Raw genomic sequence first — 20,520 nt, 5'->3', positions numbered from 1 at the left:
ACAGGCTGCATTCAGCGCCAAAACCTGACTGTATTAACGGTCATTTAGCGCGTGCACACAATAGCAATCTGTAACAAGGTGAATCAAGCATTGTTGAAAAAAACATCACAATAATTGCGGTGGCGCAAACCGACGATTGCGAAGAACGGGTAATTGCTGACGCGCAAGCGCAATTCTCTCTAAGTTTATCTCCGCCACCAGCAAATGCGGGGCTTCAGCGGCGGCGGCGATCGTCACCCCCAGCGGATCAACCACCCTGCTTTGCCCGATGTTTTTCGTGCCACATTCCCCTGCAGCAACGACATAGCAGGTTGTATCCAGCGCGCGCGCCGCAAGCAGCGTTGCCCAGTGGTGCTCTTTTAACGGCCCTTTGACCCACGCGGCAGGCAGCACCAGTACGTCTGCCCCCTGCTGCGCCAGATGCAGCGCCAGCTCGGGGAAACGCAGGTCATAGCACGTCATCAGTCCGATCTTAAATCCGTCAATCTCCAGCAGCGGAGGGATACTGTCTCCGGGGTCAACGCGACGCGACTCCTGGATGCTGAACGCATCATAGAGATGAAGCTTGGCGTAGCGTGCGACGATGATCCCGTTACGAATCGCCACCAGCGTATTGACTGCTCGACCCGGCATTGAGGGAACATGGATCGTTAAAATCGTCGTCATCGTATTGCCTGTGCTCTGGGCAAGCAGCTGCTGCAAAAATTCGCCGTCCAGCGGCTGCGCGGACTTCACGGATAAATCCGGGTCGTTATCATCTCTGGCCAGCAGCGCCTCGGGGAGAACCAACAGCGACGCGCCTTTCTGCCGGGCCTGCATCATCAGTTCGACGCATGTTCTCGCATTCTCATGCCAGTCAGGCGTGACGGCAAACTGCCCTACCGCTACATACATATTTGTCCCCTCATCATAAACGGCGTTAAACTCGCTACTCTTACACATCAAATAGCAGGTATTTAGCGTGTTACAACTACTTTTAGCCGTTTTTATTGGTGGGGGAACGGGTAGCGTTGCGCGATGGTTTCTGAGTATGCGGTTTAACCCCCTGCATCAGGCGATTCCCATGGGGACGCTTGCCGCTAACCTGATTGGTGCCTTTATCATCGGCATGGGGCTGGCCTGGTTTAACCGAATGACGCACATCGACCCAATGTGGAAAGTGCTGATTACGACGGGTTTCTGCGGCGGGTTAACCACCTTCTCAACCTTTTCTGCGGAAACCGTTTTTCTCTTTCAGGAAGGCCGCATTGGCTGGGCGCTGATGAATATGGCGATCAATATGTTCGGCTCGTTTGCGATGACGGGGATCGCATTTTGGCTATTTTCTTCCGCAAGCGCGCATTAACAGCCGAACCGTTAATGTTGGCTTAATTTTTCTCTGTCACTCTGAATGCAATACTGAACGAGGGTGACAGAATGAAACAGAGTCTGATGAGCGCAGGAATGGTATTGTTGAGCGTGCTGATCGTAGCCAGCTTCCTGAGAATGTATCTGCTTGGCTGATTCAAAACGAAAAAAACCCGCTCAGTGAGCGGGTTTTGAAATTCTTGCTGACGCGTCTGAATTACAGAGCGATTACGTTAGCAGCAGAAGGGCCTTTGGCACCGTTAGTGATTTCGAACTCTACACGCTGACCTTCAGCCAGAGTTTTGAAACCATTAGACTGGATTGCAGAGAAGTGTACGAACACGTCTTTGCTGCCATCTTCAGGAGTAATGAAACCGAATCCTTTGGACTCATTAAACCACTTAACGTTACCTTTAATCTTAGACATCAAAATTACCTTTACATTAAAAAACGACACAAATGCTGTGTCGGTTATCAGTACATCAATTGTGGGACCTTTTGTCCAGCGGATCTTTGATAAAAAGTGACTAAAGTCGCGTTAATTTTCACTGACAGATTTTTATCGCTTATGAATCAACAACTGCGCGTTTTATCACCAGTATGTAACGTTTTGTCAGTTAAAACTGAAAACGCATCCAGGCGAAGTAAACGTTACCGTTGTTGTACGTACCCGGGATGTAGGTCATCTGGAACGTTGCGGGACCATAGCCAATAGAGGCCAAAGGCAGCAGGACCGGGATCGGAATGTAGTTCCAGTTGTCACGTGCAGTGACCCCGGCGGTATAGCCCAAACCGACGTGGAAGTTCTCGTCCGCTAGCGGACGCCAGGTTTTCTCCCAACCATACCCCCCAATCGGCTCCCATTTATTAAACGAGTCTTTGAAGGCCATCAGATAGATGCCATGCCAGTTTCCCTTTTCATCCCAGCGCGACTGGCCAAAACCCGCGCCCCACGGACGCTCGTTGTATTTATCGGTTTTCTCTTTGTCATAAGCAAAACGCGCATGCCACGTTATCGCCGGGACATAGAGATCATAATGTTCAGGTGCCGTCCATGTCTGGGAAACATTATCCGTAAAGGTTGAGAACCAGCCTTTATCCGTCGCGTTGCCTTCTGCCTGTGCAACAGAAGAAAACGTTAACTGCCCAAAAATAAACAACAAAATAGAGAAAAATGTATTACGTACAATCACAATGCAATTACCATTCTTAGTATTCGAGGCAAAGTTTATCATAAAGTAGTTGAATCAAAGCTTAACGACATCAGCGTTATTCCTAATTATTCGGGCCCTTTCCGGGAATATTCTTAAAGAAAGCGAGAGATACGTGCAAATAAGCCTACAAGGGGTGTGACTTTTCACATTACTCCTTGTTAATCAGCAACATGAAAAACCATACAAAACATTAACAATTTGTTATCATTAATGGGACATGTTGCGCTATTTCTGACGGTCAAGGGCCACATGGCATAAATGTACGGGCCATGGCAAAACACGGTTGTTCGGTTCTCTAGTCGTCTGTTTATTGATTTTAATCAGCAAGAACAGGCCAATTATTCGGCACATTTTCATCCTTCTTTTTTTATTGATTTTTTGTGCTCCATAGCAGCAGAGATACAGGGGAAATCATGCTTACGTTATTCGAACTCCTTATTGGAGTCGTCGTCATTGTCGGCGTCGCACGCTACATCATTAAAGGCTACTCGGCCACGGGCGTATTATTTGTCGGCGGTCTAACGCTGCTGATTATCAGCGCAATAATGGGGCACCAGGTGTTACCTGCCAGCGCGACCAGCACCGGTTACACTGCTACAGATATTGTTGAATACATTAAAATATTGCTCATGAGCCGCGGCGGTGACCTGGGTATGATGATCATGATGCTGTGCGGTTTTGCAGCCTACATGACCCACATCGGCGCCAACGACATGGTCGTTAAGCTTGCCTCCAAACCCCTGCAATACATCAACTCGCCTTATCTGCTGATGGTCGCCGCCTATTTCCTCGCCTGCCTCATGTCGCTGGCCGTTTCGTCAGCTACCGGACTTGGCGTACTGCTCATGGCAACGCTGTTCCCGGTCATGGTGAACGTCGGTATCAGCCGCGGCGCGGCCGCGGCAATTTGCGCGTCTCCGGCAGCGATTATTCTCTCCCCTACCTCCGGCGACGTTGTGCTGGCGGCAAAGGCGGCGGAGATGTCACTCATCGACTTCGCCTTTAAAACCACGTTACCGATCTCGATCGTTGCCATCGTGGGCATGGGGATCGCACATTTCTTCTGGCAGCGCTATCTCGATAAGAAAGAAAACATCAGCCATGAAATGATGGACGTGAGTGAAATCACCACGACCGCTCCCGCGTTCTATGCCATTCTGCCGTTCACCCCGATCGTCGGAGTGCTGATTTTTGACGGCAAATGGGGTCCACAGCTGCACATCATCACCATTCTGGTCATCTGTATGCTGCTGGCCGCCGTGCTGGAGTTTGTGCGCGGTTTTAACACGCAAAAAGTCTTCTCGGGTCTGGAAGTGGCGTATCGCGGTATGGCGGATGCCTTCGCTGGCGTGGTGATCCTGCTGGTTGCAGCGGGCGTTTTTGCCCAGGGTCTGAGCACGATCGGCTTTATCCAGAGCCTGATTTCTATCGCCACCTCGTTCGGCTCGGCCAGTATTATCCTGATGCTTGTTCTGGTGGTGCTCACCATGCTGGCGGCGATGACCACCGGTTCCGGTAATGCGCCTTTCTACGCCTTCGTTGAGATGATCCCGAAACTGGCTCACTCCTCCGGTATTAACCCGGCCTACCTCTCCATTCCCATGCTGCAGGCCTCAAACCTCGGCCGGACCATTTCGCCGGTGTCGGGTGTGGTCGTCGCCGTTGCCGGGATGGCGAAAATTTCGCCATTCGAAGTCGTCAAACGCACCTCAGTGCCCGTTATAGTTGGTCTGATTATCGTGATTATCGCCACGGAAGTGCTGGTACCCGGCGCGGCCTAAGCTAAATTATGGATATCCAAAAAGCGCCTGCGGGCGCTTTTTGTGCTTTAATAACTTCCAGAAATAAATCGTGCTCATTCGATCAGGAAATCATATGTTCAGGAAGGATATCGTCATCCCGTCTGGCGCAATGGCGCTTTCTCTCTGTCTCTTCTCCGCACAGGCGGAACCGCTGAAGGCAACACAGTATGGCGATTTCGATCGCTATGTGCTGGCTCTGTCCTGGCAAACCGGGTTTTGCCAGAGCATGGTCGAGCGCAACCGCAATGAACCTGACGAATGTCGCCTGCAAAAAGAGCGCGATAATAAAGCCGATTTTCTGACCGTCCACGGTCTATGGCCTGGCCTGCCAAAATCTATTGCCGCACGCGGCGTGGATGAACGTCGATGGATGCGTTTTGGCTGTGCCACACGCCCGATTCCAAACATGCCGGAAGTGAAGGCCAGCCGCAAATGCGATGCCGCCGAAACCGGACTCTCGCTTTCCGCTGCCGCTAAGCTCAACGACGTCATGCCGGGTGCGGGCGGTAATTCCTGCCTGGAACGTTACGAATATGCCAAACATGGCGTCTGCTTTGGTTTCGATCCGGATGCCTATTTCGGCACGATGGTGCGGATGAATCAGGAAGTTAAAAACAGCGCGGTCGGTAAATTCCTCGCCGATAATTACGGGAAAACCGTCAATCGCAGCGACTTTGACAGTGCCGTTGCCAAAAGCTGGGGCAAGGAGAACATCAAAGCGATCAAGCTGACCTGCAACGGCAATCCGGCGTATCTGACCGAGATGCAGATTTCGCTTAAGGCGGACACCATTAACAACCCGCTTTCTGCGGCGTCATTTGTACCGCAGCCACATCCGGGTAACTGCGGAAAACAGTTCGTGATTGATAAAGCCGGTTACTGATCCGCGCCCGGGCGCACCATATCAAACCGGTTGTCATCACTGATGCCATAATACGCCGTCGGCCCGCCCGCACGCAGGATGGGCTGCGCTTTAGCCGTCTGGTAAATCCCCTCTTCCAGCAGCGTTTCGGCAATATGGATACCGACCACCTCCCCCAGCACCAGCCAGGTATCCACCGGCGTGCCGTCGGCACCAGTAAGCTGAATGCACTGCGACAGGCGGCACTCAAAGTTCACCGGGCTTTCGGCGACGCGGGGCGCGTTAACCAGCTGGCTCACCGCTGGCGTTAGCCCGGCAAAGCTAAATTCATCCCGATCGTGGGGAAGCATCGCAGAGGTTTGGTTCATCGCCTGCGCGAGATCGCGCGTCGCCAGGTTCCAGACAAATTCCTTTGTTTCGGTAATATTACGCACGCTGTCCTTCCAGCCGTTGCTGGAAAAGCCGATGATCGGCGGGCGATAGTTAAAGCAGTTAAAGAAGCTATACGGTGCGAGGTTGAGCTGACCGGCCTTATCGCATGAGGAGATCCAGCCGATCGGACGTGGACCAATAATGGCGTTCAGCGGATCGTGCGGCAGGCCGTGACCCTGAGACGGTTGGTAGAAGTACATAATTCTCTCTCGTTGGTGGGCTGACGCGAATTGCGCTTCGCGCAACGCCCGGGTTCAGGACTCTCAGCGTAACGTATTCCGTCCGGAATGAAGACTGAATAAATTTCAGCGAAAATTCATATGGACCATGAATGTGACCTTCATCACTTCAAACTTGCGCGCTCAGCCAGTATCATCGGGAGAGTTAAACCCTCGCTGCCAGACGGCGAGGGTTTTCTTTTGGATTGGTTTCTGCGTGACACGCAGCATTAACGACATGGAGTAAAAATGTCCAGACCTACAATTATCATTAACGAGCTCGACGCAGAACGTATCGACAGGCTGCTGGAAAAAGCAGAGTTCGCCTCACTTCCCGTGGCCGACGCCCTGAATGAGGAGCTCGACCGGGCGCAGATGTGCACGCCTGAGACAATGCCGCATGACGTGGTCACCATGAACAGCCAGGTAAAATTCCGCAACCTGACCACCGGTGAAGAGCTGACCCGCACGCTGGTTTACCCGGCTCAGATGACCGACAGCAGCGCACAGCTTTCTGTTCTTGCGCCTGTGGGTGCCGCACTGCTGGGCCTGCGCACGGGCGATACCATCCACTGGGAATTGCCGGGCGGCGCCTCTGCCCACCTTGAAGTGCTGGCGTTGCTCTACCAGCCAGAAGCCGCGGGCGATTACCTGCGTTAAACACTTCTGAACAAGCGCCCACCCGCTTTGCACAGAGGATGCAGCCGCATCCTCTTTCCGTAAATTCACCCCATTTTCTTATATCGCGCAAAAAGCCCTTAATCCACGCTTAATCTGTTTTGGTGCCGTGGGGACGGTCATGAGTGAGATACTGGCTATCACACTTATTTTTCTGATTATTGCGGCGATTATCGTCCTGGCCGTGCTTTATCTTGAACGCCACAGCTAGGCGAGTATTCATGCAACCCCGCCGGGGAAAGCATTCACCAGGCCCTTAACTTTCTGCTCTGCGGCCTCGGGCGTTTCTGCACCAGGGACCAGAATCACCTTCCGGCACTCCTCCTCCCGTTTTTCGAATACCTTATAGGCGCGTTCCGCATCGGCAAGAGGAAGATAATGGGTCACGATCTCTTCCGGCGTAAGCAGCCCCTTTTCGATCAGCGGCAGCAGCTCGCCCAGCCAGGCATGGACGTGGGTCTGGCCCATCTTGAACGTCAGCCCCTTATCAAAGGCATCGCCAAACAGGAAACCATGAATAAACCCGGCGTACACGCCGGGTACGCTAACTACGCCACCGCGTCGAACGGCAGCAATGCACTGCCGCAGCGCTTTGCCGCTGCTACCTTCAATTTTAAGATTGCTGAGGATCGTTTCGGTGGTGCTGCCTTTCGCTTCGAACCCTACCGCATCAATCACGGCGTCAACGCCGCGCTGGCCAGCGGTTTGCTCGATGATTTTTTCCGCTGCGTCGTTATCATCATCAAAGTTGATGGGGATTGCGCCGTAACGCGCCTCGGCAAATCGCAAACGGTACGGGTGGTGATCGATAACAAAGATCTGCTCAGCCCCTAACAGCCGCGCGCAGGCAATAGTCAATAGCCCCACCGGCCCGGCGCCGAAAACCGCAACGCTTGAGCCTTTTTCAATCTGCGCATTTTTTGCGGCCTGCCAGGCCGTGGGCAAAATATCGGACAGGAACAGCGCCTTATCATCAGAAAGGAGTTGCGGGACCTAAAATGGCCCGACGTTGCCTTTTGGCACACGGACATATTCCGCCTGTCCCCCCGGCACGCCGCCGTAGAGATGGCTGTAGCCAAACAGCGCGGCCGGAGCGGGAATTTGCTTTTTGTTCAGCGCGGCGCCCTGTCCTGCATTGGTATTCTCACAGGCCGCGTATTGCTGCATACGGCAGAAGAAACAGTCTCCGCAGGCAATGACAAAGGGGATCACCACGCGATCGCCTTTTTGCAAATTCTTTACCTCTGCGCCGCACTCGACGATTTCCCCCATAAACTCATGGCCAAAAATGTCGCCGTGCTGCACCTTCGGGATCTTTCCGCGATAGAGATGCAAATCGGAGCCGCAGATCGCCGTGGCCGTGACGCGCAAAATGATATCGTCGGGCTGCTCGATAATGGGATCGGGGACATTCTCGACGCGAACATGGTGCGGACCGTGATACGTAAGTGCTTTCATGCGACCTCCGAAAGGTTCCAGGTAAGTGTATAAGGGTAGCTACCCCTCAAGGTCTGCCCCGGAATATGGGCCTTTTGAGATTTATCCTGGCGAGATAAGAAAACTGACGGGGCGCTTACAGAAACCACTTTTATTTTATGGTTGAATGAGTTCAGCGTTTATAAACAAGGAGAAACGGGTATGTATCAGAGAATCATTATGCCGGTTGATGTTTTTGAGATGGAGCTGAGCGACAAGGCCGTTCGCCATGCGGAGTTCCTGGCGCAGCAGGACGGTGTTATCCATCTTTTGCACGTACTGCCGGGCTCCGCCAGCCTGAGCCTGCACCGCTTTGCCGCCGACGTGCGTCGCTTCGAGGAGCATTTGCAGCATGAAGCGGAAACTCGTCTGCAAACCATGGTCAGCCACTTCAGCATCGACCCTTCGCGCATCAAAACTCACGTCAGATTCGGCAGCGTACGCGATGCGGTAAACGAACTGGCGAACGAACTGAAAGCAGACGTGGTGGTCATCGGTTCGCGCAACCCTTCCATTACCACGCATCTGCTGGGCTCTAACGCCTCCAGCGTGATCCGCCACACCCACATACCGGTGATGGTCGTAAGATAAAAAAAGAGGCCACCTTCAGGTGGCCTCTCGCTATTGCAGGTGTAGCCTTACTTTCTTCTGTTATGCGGTTTTGGTGCGAATCAGATAGTCAAAGGAACTCAGAGACGCCTTCGCCCCTTCGCCCGTGGCAATAATGATCTGTTTGTACGGCACGGTGGTGCAGTCACCCGCCGCAAACACGCCTTTCACGCTGGTTTCACATTTCGCATCGATGATGATTTCGCCCATGCGGTTGCGCTCAATCGCGCCTTCCAGCCAGGTGGTATTTGGCAGCAGACCAATCTGCACGAAGATCCCTGACAGCTGAACGCTGTGCACGTCGCCGCTCACGCGGTCGCGGTATTCCAGGCCGGTCACTTTGCTGCCGTCGCCCTTCACTTCCGTGGTCTGCGCGTTCAGTACGATGTCGACGTTTTTCAGGCTGCGAACTTTATCCTGCAGAACCTGGTCGGCCTTCATCTCTGGAGCGAACTCCAGAAGAGTAACGTGTTCAACAATCCCCGCCAGGTCGATAGCCGCTTCCACGCCGGAGTTACCGCCACCGATCACCGCCACGCGTTTACCTTTAAACAGCGGGCCGTCGCAGTGCGGGCAGTAGGTCACGCCTTTGGTACGGTACTGATCTTCGCCCGGAACGTTCATGTTGCGCCATTTCGCGCCGGTGGCAATGATAATGCTGCGCGCTTTCAGCACCGCGCCAGAGGCGGTTTCAATCTGGTGTAAACCACCCTCAACCGCTGCCGGAACCAGCTTGCTGGCGCTCTGGCTGTCGATCACGTCTACGTCATAGTCGCTGACGTGCGCCTTCAGCGCCCCCGCCAGCTTCTGGCCTTCGGTCTTCGGCACGGAAATGTAGTTTTCGATGTCCACGGTATCGAGCACCTGGCCGCCAAAGCGTTCGCCCATCAGGCCGGTACGAATACCTTTACGCGCGGAGTACACCGCTGCCGCCGCGCCCGCAGGGCCGGAACCGACGATCAGCACGTCGTAGGCATCGCGTTTGTTCAGCTCTTCGGCCGCACGTTTTTCAGCACCGGTATCCACTTTGGCTACGATTTCGGTCAGCGTCATACGGCCCTGGCCGAACTCTTTGCCGTTCATGTAGATCGCCGGAACGCCCATCACGTTGCGATCGGTAATTTCATTCTGGAAAGTACCGCCGTCAATCGCCGTGTGCTTGATGCGCGGGTTCAGGACCGACATCAGGTTCAGCGCCTGCACCACGTCCGGGCAGTTGTGGCAGGAGAGCGAGTAATAGGTTTCAAATTCGAAATCACCGTCGATATCGCGGATCTGCTCCAGCAGCGCCTGCGCCTCTTTCGACGGATGACCACCGGTCCACAGCAGCGCCAGCACCAGTGAGGTAAATTCGTGCCCCAGCGGCGAGCCGGCAAAGCGCGGTCCCTGGTCGGAGCCTGGGTTGGTAATCAGGAAAGAGGGCTTACGGACCGGCAGCGCGTTATCTTCTTTGAAGGACACTTTCGGCGACAGCTCGGCGATTTCCGCCAGCAGTTCCTTGATCTCTGCCGATTTGGCGCTGTCGTCCAGCGTGGCAATCAGCTCAACGGGTTTGGTCAGTTTCTCAAGGTAGGCCTTGAGCTGGGTTTTCATGTTAGTGTCGAGCATTGTTCTTCCCTCTCTTAAGACGTCATCATGCAAGCTGCCTTATACGGGCGGCCTGAATGCAACTTGCATCATGGTGCTGGAATGAAATGGGCGCGGGTGCGCCCATTGATTGCCGGGTGGCACTTCGTTTACCCGGCCTACGATACTGTAGGCCTGTGCAAGCGCAGCGCCGCCAGGCTTTACAGACTTAGATCTTGCCAACCAGGTCCAGAGATGGAGCCAGCGTCGCTTCGCCTTCTTTCCATTTCGCCGGGCACACTTCGCCAGGGTGAGAAGCCACGTACTGAGCAGCTTTCACTTTACGCAGCAGGTCAGAAGCATCACGGCCGATACCTTCAGCGGTAACTTCGATAGCCTGGATAATGCCCTGCGGGTCAACAACGAAGGTGGCGCGGTCAGCCAGGCCTTCATCTTCACGCATGTTGTCGAAGTTACGGGTCAGGGCGCCAGTCGGGTCGCCGATCATCGCGTATTTAATTTTCGCGATGGTTTCAGAGCTGCTGTGCCATGCTTTGTGGGTGAAGTGGGTATCGGTAGAGACAGAGTAAACGTCTACGCCCAGCTTCTGCAGTTCGTCGTAATGGTCTGCAACGTCACCCAGTTCAGTCGGGCAAACGAAGGTGAAGTCAGCAGGATAGAAGAAGAAGACGCTCCAGCGGCCTTCGGTATCTTTCTCGGTAACTTCGATGAACTCACCGTTTTTGAACGCCTGGTTTTTGAAAGGTTTAATTTTGGTGTTAATCAAAGACATCTGTACTTCCTCCGTGTTTTCGTTGAGATGTAAGGTAACCAACTTTATTCATCGGGGCTAATGCGTATGCTTTATCAAATCAATCAGCCAAACCTTACAACGTCGACAAGACAACAAGGTGAACCTTTTACAGGAAAGCCTGAAAGTAAAAAGGCCGCCTCAACGGGCGGCCCTGATACCTGAATTCCCCGCAGGTACATTCAGTGCCAGCCGAAACTGGCGTTGCGTTGCGCTCTACAACCCTTTATATCAAGGCGGTAACAGCCTTTTGATTACACCACCCGCGCAGGGATTGAGCAATCCATAAGAGAGGCATTCCTGCCTATGGCTGTGATAGGTTGTGTCGAACACCATTCCGTAGCGTTATAAATTTATTTTTATTATAAAACTATCACAATATATAAATGACAATTGTCATTTAATACGATCACTCCCTCTTTTAAGATAAAATTATCCTCCTCACCTTTGAAGCGCTATTTCAATAATCTGCCACCGTGATATATTAAGATGTTTTTAATTTAAAACTAAGAGAATTAACCGAAAGAATTATAAATGGTTAGCCTCAAACTATTGTTATCAGTTATATGATAACCACAGCAAACGCAGCGCCCTCAGGACGAAACATGGCAAACCTCTATGACCTTAAAAAATTCGATCTTAATCTGTTAGTCATTTTCGAGTGCATTTACCAGCACCTTAGTATCAGTAAAGCCGCCGAGACGCTGTATATCACACCCTCTGCCGTGAGCCAGTCACTGCAGCGTCTGAGAGGGCAACTCAACGATCCTCTGTTTATCCGTTCCGGTAAAGGGATCACGCCCACGACCGTCGGCGTCAATCTGCATCATCATCTGGAACAGAACCTGAACCAGCTGGAGCAGACTATCAATATCATGCACAGCAGCGGGTTGAAGAAGAACTTTGTCATTTATTGCCCGCATTTTATGAGTACGAAAGCAACGCTTGACCCTATAAAATTGCTGATGGAAAACCATAACTATTCAATTGAATTACATGATGTTTTCCTTTCGTCTGATTCAGCAGAAGATCTTTTAGCCTACAGAAGAGCCGACTTGATATTTTCATTTTCTTCTTCTAACAATCATTCTGTCGCCTGTAGCCTCTACCATAAACTTCCTTTCGTCCTCGTTTGTCGGGAGGGCCATCCCCGTCTTTGTGAAAATCCCACGCGTGAAGAGATTCTGAATGAAAACTTCACCGCCTACCTGAACGATGAGAACAGCTTCAAAGACTATCAGGAAAAGGCCGAAAGCCTGTTAACCAAAAGAAATATCGTCTATCGTAGCGACTCTTTTATATCCCTTCTGTCGGTGATCGGTTCGTCCGATCTCATAGGATTAGTACCCGCGCCGGCTTTCGAAAAATATGGGCCAGCCCTCAACCTGCGAAAAGTGGAAACTGACATTCAATTCCCCAGCATTGATATTTACATGATGTACAACCGTTCCGCGCTCAATAGCTCGGCATTCGCGAGTTTTATTGAAGAGATATCATTACCGTAGCATATCTAATTAAAATTGACTGATATAACTCTCTCATTAGCATTGACGCTACAGTCAGGTATTTATCCCTCAGGATGAGAATAAGCATGTCACTTTATAAATACTCTTTAAATCAGGATGTTCTTACTGCTGCTCGGGAGCGAATAAAATGGACTCTCGAAAATTTTCCCAAAACCTGTGTTTCTTTTTCAGGAGGTAAAGACTCCACCATTATGCTGCATCTGGTTGCCCAACAGGCGCGACTGATGAAAATCAAAATAGATGTGCTCTTTATCGACTGGGAAGCGCAGTTTTCCCATACTATTACCCATGTGGAACATATGCGCGAGTTGTACAGCGATGTCATCGACCATTTCTGGTGGGTCGCGCTTCCCCTGACAACGCAAAATTCACTGTCACAATTCCAGCCGGAATGGCAATGCTGGGAACCCGGCGCCCGATGGGTCCGCCAGCCTCCTGACGATGCGATAACCGATCCCGCTTTTTTTTCCTTCTACCAGCCAGGCATGACGTTTGAAACCTTTGTCCGCAGTTTCTCCGACTGGTTCTCCTGCAATCGCCCGGCGGCAATACTGATTGGCATCCGCGCCGATGAGTCTTACAACCGTTTCCTGGCTATCGCGTCGGCGCGTAAACAGCGGTTTGCCGACGATAAACCCTGGACAACCGTCGCACCGGGAGGACATGCCTGGTATATCTACCCTCTCTACGACTGGAAAACCGCCGATATATGGACCTGGTTCGCCAAATCAGGGTGTTGCTATAACCCACTCTATGACCTGATGTTTCAGGCTGGCGTACCGCTACGCTACATGCGTATCTGTGAACCCTTTGGTCCTGAACAGCGTCAGGGATTATGGCTCTACCACGTTGTTGAGCCCGATCGCTGGGCGGCCATGTGTGAGCGCGTGAGCGGTGCGCGCAGCGGGGGGATGTACGCCGGACACGATAACCATTTTTATGGTCACCGAAAAATTCTGAAACCCGAACACCTGTGCTGGCGCCAATATGCCATGCTGCTCCTCGACAGCATGCCGCAAAATACGGCTGAGCATTACCGCAATAAAATCGCCATTTATCTGCACTGGTATCAGAAGAGAGGCATAAAGGATATTCCCGATACGCAGGACGGTGATATCGGCTCCAAAGATATTCCTTCATGGCGCCGTATTTGTAAGGTTCTCCTTAATAACGACTACTGGTGCAGGGCGCTATCGTTCAGCCCAAATAAACCCAAACATTATCAGCGCTACAGCGAAAGAGTGAAGGCGAAACGCAAGGAGTGGGGCATATTATGCGACAAAAACTAATCAATGAGATGGAAACGTACCTTCAGTCACTTCCCGAAGAGGAACGCATTAACGCCATAAATGCTTTTCGTGAAGCGATCCATAAACACAGTCCGTTTCGTGCGCAACCGATAGACTGCGTTCTCTGGATCAGACAGGACGCTATTACCGCTAACGACTACAACCCCAATAACGTTGCTCCTCCAGAAAAGCAGCTGCTCATTAAGTCGCTGGAACTCGATGGATTCACCCAACCTATCGTTGTGACAGAAAATGGACCGCAACACTACGAAATTGTGGATGGTTTTCATCGCCATGAAATCGGTAAAAACCGGGCGGCGCTGAAGCATCAGCTCAAGGGTTATCTCCCTGTCACCTTCCTGCGCCAGGATCGACAGGATAAACATAACCGTATGGCTGCCACTATTCGTCACAACCGGGCGCGGGGTCGACACCAGATTAACGCCATGTCGGAGATCGTTCGCGAGCTGGTGCAGCTTGGCTGGAATGACGAGAGAATAAGCAAGGAGCTGGGAATGGACGGCGATGAAGTCTTGCGCCTCAGGCAAATAAACGGTCTGCTGGAGCTGTTTGCAGACCGTCGTTACTCAGAAGCCTGGACGGTGAAATAATCAGAGCGTGTTCAGACGCTCTGCCGCCGCCAGCAGCGTCGATTCCTGCTTCGCAAAGCAAAGACGGATCAGCTTATGCGGGAAGGGATCGGCGCAGAACACCGACAGCGGAATGGCGGCCACGCCCACCTCTTTCGTCAGCCACTGGCAGAAACTCACGTCGTCCAGATCCGAAATCGCGCTGTAGTCGGCGAGCAGGAAATAGGTCCCTTCTGAGGGCAAAATTTCCAGACGACTTTTGCTTAGCGCCGCCACAAACAGATCCCGACGCTCACGATAGAAGTGCGGCAGCTCGCGATAGTGCTCCGGCTCGGCGCGCAGCATATCCGCCAGCGCCAGCTGAGCCGGCGTGTTCACGGCAAAGGTCAGATACTGGTGCACCTTGCGCAGCTCGGCGCTGATAGCCGCCGGTGCAACGCAGTAGCCCACTTTCCAGCCGGTCATATGGTAAGTCTTACCGAATGACGAGACGGCGATAGCGCGCTCGCGAAGCTGCGGATGGGCCAGCACGCTGGCGTGTCCTTCTTCTGCAAAGCAGATGTGCTCGTAGACCTCATCGCTGAGCACGTAAATTTCACGTTCCGCAATCGCCTGCCACAGCGCGGCGAAATCGGCCTTTTGCCACACCGTAGCCGACGGGTTGTGCGGGGTGTTCAGGATCACCAGGCGAGTTTTGTCGCTCAGCAGCGCGGCAAACGCCTGCCAGTCAGAGCGAAAATGCGGCGGCTGAAGCGCCACGCGTTTCACCACGCCGCCGGAGAGTTCAACCGCAGGCGCATAGCTGTCGTAGCTCGGGTCAAAGCAGATAACTTCATCGCCCTTACGCACCAGCGCGGTGATGGCCGCATACAGCGCTTCGGTCGCCCCTGCCGTCACCGTAATGTCGGTGTTCGCATCGGGCTTATGGCCGTACAGCTCCGCCGTTTTATCCGCAATGGCTTCCCGCAGCGCCTGCACGCCCGTCATCGGCGCATACTGATTCGCCCCCTGCGCCACATGGTACGCCAGACGCTCCTGCAGATACGTCGGGCCATCGAAATCCGGGAAGCCCTGAGAAAGGTTAATGGCGTTGTGCTGCTGCGCCAGAGCGCTCATCTGCGTAAAGATGGTAGTACCGAGATTAGGAAGTTTACTCTGCGGAATCAATGCGTTATTGCTCATTGTGTCGTGCCTGCTTGTAATACTTATGTTGCTGCCACTATAACACGATGTTAGTCTTTGGCAATCAAGACGCTTAGACGTCTAAACCATATGAATATTCCTGGCCGCGAGGGTAAAAGGAAATGACAGACAACCTGCAACTCACACATCTTGTTGACGCCTGCCGCTGGATTGGCGCTAAAGGCTGGGCACCCGCCACCGGGGGCAACATGTCGGTGCGTCAGGACGAACACCTCTGCTGGCTCAGCGAATCCGGCAAAGACAAAGGCAGCCTGACGACGGAGGATTTTTTGCAGGTGGAGATTGCCACCAACCGCGCGCCGTCTGGCCGCAGGCCGTCGGCGGAAACCGGTCTTCACACGCTGATTTATCGCCTGCTCCCGGAGGCCAACGCCGTCCTGCACGTTCATACCGTCAACGCCACGGTGCTGTCGCGTCTGGTCAAAGAAGCCGAGCTCAACATCAGCGGCTTTGAGATGCAAAAGTCCCTCTCCGGGCAGATCACCCATCTGGATACGGTGGCTATCCCGGTCTTTGATAACGACCAGGATATTGACGCCCTCGCCTCCCGAATCGCCCATTACGCACAGGAACGCCCGCTTAATTATGGTTTTCTTCTGCGCGGTCATGGCTTAACCTGCTGGGGACGCGACGTGGCCGAGGCCCGCCGTCATCTGGAAGGACTAGAATTCTTATTTGAATGCGAAATGCGTTTACGACAACTGGAGAGAGTATGATTCGCGCGATTGTGACGGATATTGAAGGGACCACCAGCGATATCCGTTTTGTCCATGACGTTTTGTTCCCCTACGCGCGTGAGCGGCTGGCGGCCTTCGTGACCGCACAGCAGTACGCCGAGCCGGTCAAATCCATTCTGGACAACCTGCGTGATGAAATCGGTAACCCGCACGCCAGCGTCAGCGAGCTTATCGAGGCCCTTTTTGCCTTTATGGATGAGGACCGCAAATCCACGGCGCTCAAAGCCCTGCAGGGAATCATCTGGCATGACGGCTATGTGAACGGCGACTTTACCGGCCACCTCTATCCGGACGTACTGCCTGCGCTGGAAAAGTGGAAGGCGCAAGGGATTGATCTCTATGTTTATTCCTCTGGCTCCGTCGCCGCGCAGAAACTGTTATTTGGCTACAGCGACGAAGGTGATATTACTCATCTGTTCAGCGGCTATTTTGATACCCACATCGGCGCCAAGCGCGAGGTGCAGTCCTATCAGAACATTGCGGCACAAACGGGTATCGCCCCGTCGCAGATCCTGTTCCTGTCCGATATTCATCAGGAGTTGGACGCGGCTGAACAGGCAGGTTTTCGCACCCTGCAGCTGATTCGCGGTGATGATGACGGCGCAAGCCATCACCATCAGGTCCACCAGTTTGACGAGATTAATCCGGAGCAGATCCCTTCATGAGCGCATTGACCATTTATTCCGATAAAGACGCCAGTCAACACCAGTGGTACAGCACCGACGCCGCCGAGATCGCCCAACAGCTCAACGCCAAAGGCGTGCGGTTTGAACGCTGGGCTGCGGATCGCGATTTAGGACACGATCCCGCGCCCGAAGCCGTGATCGCGGCGTATCAGCATGCGATCGACAAACTGGTGGTGGAAAAAGGCTATCAGAGCTGGGACGTGATCAGCCTGCGCGCCGACAACCCGCAGAAAGAGGCGCTGCGCGCGAAGTTCCTGAACGAACACACCCACGGCGAAGACGAAGTGCGCTTCTTCGTGGAAGGCGCGGGGCTGTTCTGCCTGCACATTGGCGATGAGGTGTATCAGGTGCTGTGCGAGAAAAACGACCTGATTTCCGTTCCCGCGGGCACGCCACACTGGTTTGATATGGGCTCCGAGCCGAATTTTACCGCCATTCGTATTTTCGATAACCCGGAAGGCTGGGTGGCGCAGTTCACGGGCGATGCCATCGCGGATGCGTATCCACGCCTCGCATAGGTAAAAGCAAAACGGCAGCTATAGCTGCCGTTTTTAGTGTTTGCTCCCTCTTCCTGTGGGAGAGGGTCAGGGTGAGGGCATCAGGCCGCTCGGGCTTCAACGCTCCAGTCCTTTCACATACCCCACCAGCTGATCCAGCACAATCCCCCACCCTTCGTGGAAGCCCATCTGTTCATGCTGTTCGCGGATTTCCTTCGTCGGATGACGCGCAATCGCCGTGTAGCGGGTCTTGCCCTCGCCCACATCCTCCAGCAGCAGGATCGCCGTCATAAACGGCTTCTCGGCCGGTTTCCAGCCTTCGGTATAGCCGTCGGTAAAGACCAGCTTTTGACCGGGATCGATTTCCAGAAAGACGCCCCGGTTATCCATCCGCTGACCGTCCACATCAAACACGGTGTTGAACCGCCCGCCCACGCGGAGATCGAGATCGCATTCGGTCACCTTATGGGGAGCAGGAATGAAGAAGTTTTTGATGTGTTCCGGCGTGGTCCAGCAGAGCCACAGCAGGTCGCGCGGTGCATCCACCACGCGCTCCAGTTTTAAGTCAGTTTCAGGATCGAGCGTCACGATATTGTCCTCTTAAGGGAACCCCTTAAAGGATAGCCGGACTCAGGCGAATTTCCCGTTTGCCACCGCTTCCGGCGTGACCACGCCTGTATCCAGCACCCAGCCGCTAATCAGCGAGGCAGGCGTAACGTCAAACGCCGGGTTATAGACCTGCGCGTTTTCCGGCGCCCACTGCACCGCGCCAAAGCTTCCGGCCACGCCCGTCACCTCGCTGGCGGCGCGCTGCTCAATCGGGATCGAGTCCCCGTTCGGGCAGTCCGGATCGAGGGTCGTTTGCGGGGCAGCCACGTAGAACGGAATGCCGTGGAATTTCGCCAGCACCGCCAGGGAATAGGTGCCGATCTTGTTCGCCACGTCGCCGTTGGCGGCAATGCGGTCTGCCCCCACCCACACGGCGTCCACTTCCCCTTTTGCCATCAGGCTGGCGGCCATGGAATCGGTAATCAGCTGATACGGCACCCCCAGCTCGCCTAGCTCCCACGCGGTCAGTCTACCGCCCTGCAGCAGCGGACGGGTTTCATCCACCCAGACATTGCTGACGTTGCCGTCCTGATGCGCGCGGGCAATCACGCCCAGCGCGGTGCCGACGCCCGCCGTTGCCAGCCCGCCGGTGTTGCAGTGGGTCAGCAGACGGCTACCGGGCTTCACCAGCGCGCTGCCGGCTTTCGCAATCGCGTCGCAAAGCCGTTTGTCTTCGTCAATCAGGCGCAGCGCTTCCGCCACCAGCGCCGGAACATACTCTTCCTGCCACAGCGCAATCTTCATGCGGTCGAGATTGTTCATCAGGTTCACCGCCGTCGGGCGGGAGGCGCGCAGGGTTTCCAGCGCCGCCGCCAGCTCGTCGCGGCTTTTGCCGTTTTCCGCCAGCAGCGCCAGCAGCAGGCTTGCAGAGAGACCAATCAGCGGCGCGCCGCGCACGCGCAGGGCGTGGATATGTCCGACCAGCGCCTCTACCGTCGAGACATCCAGCCAGCGTTTCTCCTGCGGAAGCGCCTGCTGATCGAGAATAAAGAGCTGATTATCCGTCACCCGCAGGCTGGTCGTCTGTAATGTCTGCATGTCGTTAATTCCCTGTTGCGTTGTTGTAGCACATTGTGTCAGGATGAAATCCAGATGTATAGACGTCTACATGTCTTAATTAGAAAACTCGTGAGGAGCAGGCCATGTCGCAATACCGTACCTTTACCGCTCAGGACGCCGTGGAGTATGCCAGGCAGTATGGCGGACTTGACGATCCTTCATCGCTGGTAGAGGCGCAGGAAGTAGGCGACGGCAACCTCAATCTGGTATTCAAAATTTTCGACGGCGCGGGCGTGAGCCGCATCGTCGTTAAGCAGGCGCTGCCCTACGTGCGCTGCGTCGGCGAATCCTGGCCGCTGACGCTGGACCGCGCCCGCCTTGAAGCGCAAACCCTGGTCGAGCACTACCAGCACAGCCCGCAGCACACCGTGAAAATCCACCACTTTGACCCGGAGCTGGCGGTGATGGTGATGGAAGACCTCTCCAGCCATCGCATCTGGCGCGGCGAGCTGATTAAAAACAATTACTACCCGCAGGCGGCCCGTCAGCTGGGTGAATACCTCGCGCACGCGCTGTTCCACACCAGCGATTTCTTCCTGCACCCGCACGAGAAGAAAGCGCAGGTGGCGAAATTCATCAACCCGGAGATGTGCGAGATCACCGAAGATCTGTTCTTCAACGATCCGTACCAGATCCACGAACGCAACAGCTACCCGGCCGAGCTGGAAAATGACGTCGCGGCCCTGCGCGACGACGCTCAGCTTAAAATTGCCGTGGCCTCACTGAAGCACCGCTTCTTCTCGCACGCCGAAGCGCTCCTGCACGGCGATATTCACAGCGGCTCGATTTTTGTGGCCGACGGCAGCCTGAAGGCCATCGACGCCGAGTTCGGCTACTTTGGCCCGATTGGCTTTGACGTCGGCACCGCCATCGGCAACCTGCTGCTGAACTTCTGCGGGCTGCCGGGGCACCTGGGCATTCGCGATGCCGCCGCCGCGCGCGAGCAGCGCCTGACCGATATTCAGGAGCTGTGGAACACCTTCGCGGAACGCTTCCAGGCGCTGGCAAACGAGAAAACGCGCGACGCCGCGCTCGGCGCACCGGGCTATGCCTCCGCGTTCCTGAAAAAGGTCTGGCATGACGCCATCGGCTTCTGCGGCACCGAGCTGATTCGCCGCAGCGTCGGGCTTTCCCACGTCGCGGATATCGACACCATTCAGGACGAGGCGATGCGCCACGAGTGCCTGCGCCACGCGATAACTCTCGGTAAAGCGCTGATTGTCATTGCCGACCGCATCGACAGCGCGGAAGATCTGGTGGCACGAGTGCGGCAGTACAGCTGAGTGCCGGCTTTGTGCCCGGTGGCGCT

22 protein-coding genes and 1 pseudogene are annotated in these 20,520 nt (G+C 54.3%); 13 read left to right on the top strand and 10 right to left on the bottom strand.

From position 1 onward, the window contains the following. Positions 1 to 105 precede the first annotated feature (105 nt). Positions 106 to 894 (bottom strand): deaminated glutathione amidase, encoded by a 789-nt coding sequence (locus ACMGGX_RS15590; protein WP_420298586.1) that lies wholly within the window; start codon positions 892 to 894, stop codon positions 106 to 108. Positions 895 to 961: 67 nt separating this feature from the next. Here ACMGGX_RS15590 and crcB point away from each other — a divergent pair, with 67 nt between their 5' ends. Continuing rightward, on the top strand, positions 962 to 1,345 hold the full coding sequence (gene crcB / locus ACMGGX_RS15585) for a fluoride efflux transporter CrcB (protein WP_023310740.1): 384 nt from the start codon (positions 962 to 964) through the stop codon (positions 1,343 to 1,345). A gap of 219 nt (positions 1,346 to 1,564) precedes the next feature. Here crcB and cspE read toward each other — a convergent pair whose 3' ends face one another. Continuing rightward, the gene (gene cspE / locus ACMGGX_RS15580) at positions 1,565 to 1,774 is read right to left on the bottom strand and encodes a transcription antiterminator/RNA stability regulator CspE (RefSeq protein WP_002439184.1); all 210 of its coding nucleotides are present in this window, start codon (positions 1,772 to 1,774) and stop codon (positions 1,565 to 1,567) included. A gap of 190 nt (positions 1,775 to 1,964) precedes the next feature. After that, the gene (gene pagP, locus ACMGGX_RS15575; protein ID WP_286089297.1) at positions 1,965 to 2,582 is read right to left on the bottom strand and encodes a lipid IV(A) palmitoyltransferase PagP; all 618 of its coding nucleotides are present in this window, start codon (positions 2,580 to 2,582) and stop codon (positions 1,965 to 1,967) included. Between the two features lie 392 nt (positions 2,583 to 2,974). Between pagP and dcuC the strand changes: the two genes are divergently transcribed. Together dcuC and rna are read left to right on the top strand one after the other, a co-directional pair. Beyond that, positions 2,975 to 4,342 carry an anaerobic C4-dicarboxylate transporter DcuC gene (dcuC, locus tag ACMGGX_RS15570; protein ID WP_023310737.1) on the top strand — a complete coding sequence of 456 codons (1,368 nt, stop codon included), beginning with the start codon at positions 2,975 to 2,977 and terminating at the stop codon, positions 4,340 to 4,342. Positions 4,343 to 4,436: 94 nt separating this feature from the next. Then, on the top strand, positions 4,437 to 5,246 hold the full coding sequence (rna, locus tag ACMGGX_RS15565; protein ID WP_059446436.1) for a ribonuclease I: 810 nt from the start codon (positions 4,437 to 4,439) through the stop codon (positions 5,244 to 5,246). Here the strand turns inward: rna and ACMGGX_RS15560 are convergent. Beyond that, positions 5,240 to 5,857, bottom strand: a complete 618-nt coding sequence (locus tag ACMGGX_RS15560) for a flavin reductase family protein (protein WP_420298585.1) — start codon at positions 5,855 to 5,857, stop codon at positions 5,240 to 5,242. The two genes, rna and ACMGGX_RS15560, sit on opposite strands and share 7 nt — an antisense overlap. A 267-nt stretch (positions 5,858 to 6,124) precedes the next feature. Between ACMGGX_RS15560 and rnk the strand changes: the two genes are divergently transcribed. Both rnk and yldA read left to right on the top strand, forming a co-directional pair. Then, positions 6,125 to 6,535: a nucleoside diphosphate kinase regulator gene (gene rnk / locus ACMGGX_RS15555; RefSeq protein WP_023310734.1), complete on the top strand. Its 411-nt coding sequence runs from the start codon at positions 6,125 to 6,127 to the stop codon at positions 6,533 to 6,535. A 139-nt stretch (positions 6,536 to 6,674) separates the two neighbouring features. Then, positions 6,675 to 6,764: a small membrane protein YldA gene (gene yldA / locus ACMGGX_RS15550; protein ID WP_023310733.1), complete on the top strand. Its 90-nt coding sequence runs from the start codon at positions 6,675 to 6,677 to the stop codon at positions 6,762 to 6,764. An 8-nt stretch (positions 6,765 to 6,772) separates the two neighbouring features. On the opposite strand, the pseudogene ACMGGX_RS15545 reads toward yldA, so the two are convergent. Further along, positions 6,773 to 8,011 (bottom strand): annotated as a pseudogene (locus ACMGGX_RS15545) (zinc-dependent alcohol dehydrogenase). A gap of 180 nt (positions 8,012 to 8,191) precedes the next feature. On the opposite strand from ACMGGX_RS15545, the gene uspG reads away from it, so the two are divergent. Beyond that, positions 8,192 to 8,620, top strand: coding sequence for a universal stress protein UspG (gene uspG / locus ACMGGX_RS15540; RefSeq protein WP_023310731.1), 429 nt, complete (start codon positions 8,192 to 8,194; stop codon positions 8,618 to 8,620). Positions 8,621 to 8,680: 60 nt separating this feature from the next. On the opposite strand, the gene ahpF is transcribed toward uspG, so the two are convergent. Both ahpF and ahpC read right to left on the bottom strand, forming a co-directional pair. Then, entirely contained in the window at positions 8,681 to 10,246 is a 1,566-nt protein-coding gene (gene ahpF, locus ACMGGX_RS15535) for an alkyl hydroperoxide reductase subunit F (protein WP_348560753.1), read from the bottom strand. Between the two features lie 187 nt (positions 10,247 to 10,433). Then, a complete protein-coding gene (ahpC, locus tag ACMGGX_RS15530; protein ID WP_008501015.1) occupies positions 10,434 to 10,997 on the bottom strand; it encodes an alkyl hydroperoxide reductase subunit C in 564 nt (187 codons plus the stop codon). Positions 10,998 to 11,620: 623 nt separating this feature from the next. On the opposite strand from ahpC, the gene citR reads away from it, so the two are divergent. The 3 genes from citR to ACMGGX_RS15515 all read left to right on the top strand — a co-directional run bounded on the left by citR (position 11,621) and on the right by ACMGGX_RS15515 (position 14,441). Further along, a complete protein-coding gene (gene citR / locus ACMGGX_RS15525) occupies positions 11,621 to 12,520 on the top strand; it encodes a DNA-binding transcriptional repressor CitR (protein ID WP_348560752.1) in 900 nt (299 codons plus the stop codon). A gap of 86 nt (positions 12,521 to 12,606) precedes the next feature. Further along, positions 12,607 to 13,830, top strand: coding sequence for a phosphoadenosine phosphosulfate reductase (locus ACMGGX_RS15520; RefSeq protein ID WP_202772224.1), 1,224 nt, complete (start codon positions 12,607 to 12,609; stop codon positions 13,828 to 13,830). Further along, positions 13,815 to 14,441 (top strand): IbrB-like domain-containing protein, encoded by a 627-nt coding sequence (locus ACMGGX_RS15515; protein ID WP_181594588.1) that lies wholly within the window; start codon positions 13,815 to 13,817, stop codon positions 14,439 to 14,441. The genes ACMGGX_RS15520 and ACMGGX_RS15515 overlap by 16 nt, the downstream gene beginning before the upstream one ends. Here ACMGGX_RS15515 and ACMGGX_RS15510 read toward each other — a convergent pair whose 3' ends face one another. Beyond that, positions 14,442 to 15,602 (bottom strand): pyridoxal phosphate-dependent aminotransferase, encoded by a 1,161-nt coding sequence (locus ACMGGX_RS15510; protein ID WP_181594587.1) that lies wholly within the window; start codon positions 15,600 to 15,602, stop codon positions 14,442 to 14,444. 122 nt (positions 15,603 to 15,724) lie between these two features. Here ACMGGX_RS15510 and ACMGGX_RS15505 point away from each other — a divergent pair, with 122 nt between their 5' ends. From ACMGGX_RS15505 to ACMGGX_RS15495, 3 genes are read left to right on the top strand one after another with little or no spacing between them, the layout of a single operon-like run. Continuing rightward, complete coding sequence (locus ACMGGX_RS15505; RefSeq protein ID WP_420298584.1) at positions 15,725 to 16,339, top strand: methylthioribulose 1-phosphate dehydratase; 615 nt, start codon at positions 15,725 to 15,727, stop codon at positions 16,337 to 16,339. Next, positions 16,336 to 17,025, top strand: coding sequence for an acireductone synthase (mtnC, locus tag ACMGGX_RS15500; protein ID WP_029740121.1), 690 nt, complete (start codon positions 16,336 to 16,338; stop codon positions 17,023 to 17,025). The genes ACMGGX_RS15505 and mtnC overlap by 4 nt, the downstream gene beginning before the upstream one ends. Then, on the top strand, positions 17,022 to 17,564 hold the full coding sequence (locus ACMGGX_RS15495) for a 1,2-dihydroxy-3-keto-5-methylthiopentene dioxygenase (RefSeq protein ID WP_420298583.1): 543 nt from the start codon (positions 17,022 to 17,024) through the stop codon (positions 17,562 to 17,564). The genes mtnC and ACMGGX_RS15495 overlap by 4 nt, the downstream gene beginning before the upstream one ends. A 96-nt stretch (positions 17,565 to 17,660) precedes the next feature. Here the strand turns inward: ACMGGX_RS15495 and ACMGGX_RS15490 are convergent, their stop codons facing one another. After that, positions 17,661 to 18,131 carry an SRPBCC family protein gene (locus tag ACMGGX_RS15490; RefSeq protein ID WP_134866672.1) on the bottom strand — a complete coding sequence of 157 codons (471 nt, stop codon included), beginning with the start codon at positions 18,129 to 18,131 and terminating at the stop codon, positions 17,661 to 17,663. Between the two features lie 42 nt (positions 18,132 to 18,173). Further along, complete coding sequence (mtnA, locus tag ACMGGX_RS15485) at positions 18,174 to 19,190, bottom strand: S-methyl-5-thioribose-1-phosphate isomerase (RefSeq protein ID WP_420298582.1); 1,017 nt, start codon at positions 19,188 to 19,190, stop codon at positions 18,174 to 18,176. Between the two features lie 104 nt (positions 19,191 to 19,294). On the opposite strand from mtnA, the gene mtnK reads away from it, so the two are divergent. Next, positions 19,295 to 20,494 (top strand): S-methyl-5-thioribose kinase, encoded by a 1,200-nt coding sequence (gene mtnK / locus ACMGGX_RS15480; protein ID WP_202772218.1) that lies wholly within the window; start codon positions 19,295 to 19,297, stop codon positions 20,492 to 20,494. Positions 20,495 to 20,520 lie beyond the last annotated feature (26 nt).

Source organism: Enterobacter sp. BNK-29 (assembly GCF_048684785.1).
GTDB lineage: Bacteria > Pseudomonadota > Gammaproteobacteria > Enterobacterales > Enterobacteriaceae > Enterobacter > Enterobacter cloacae_M.
Note: the sequence above shows the minus strand (reverse complement) of the source record. Positions and strands in the feature narration are given on the sequence as shown.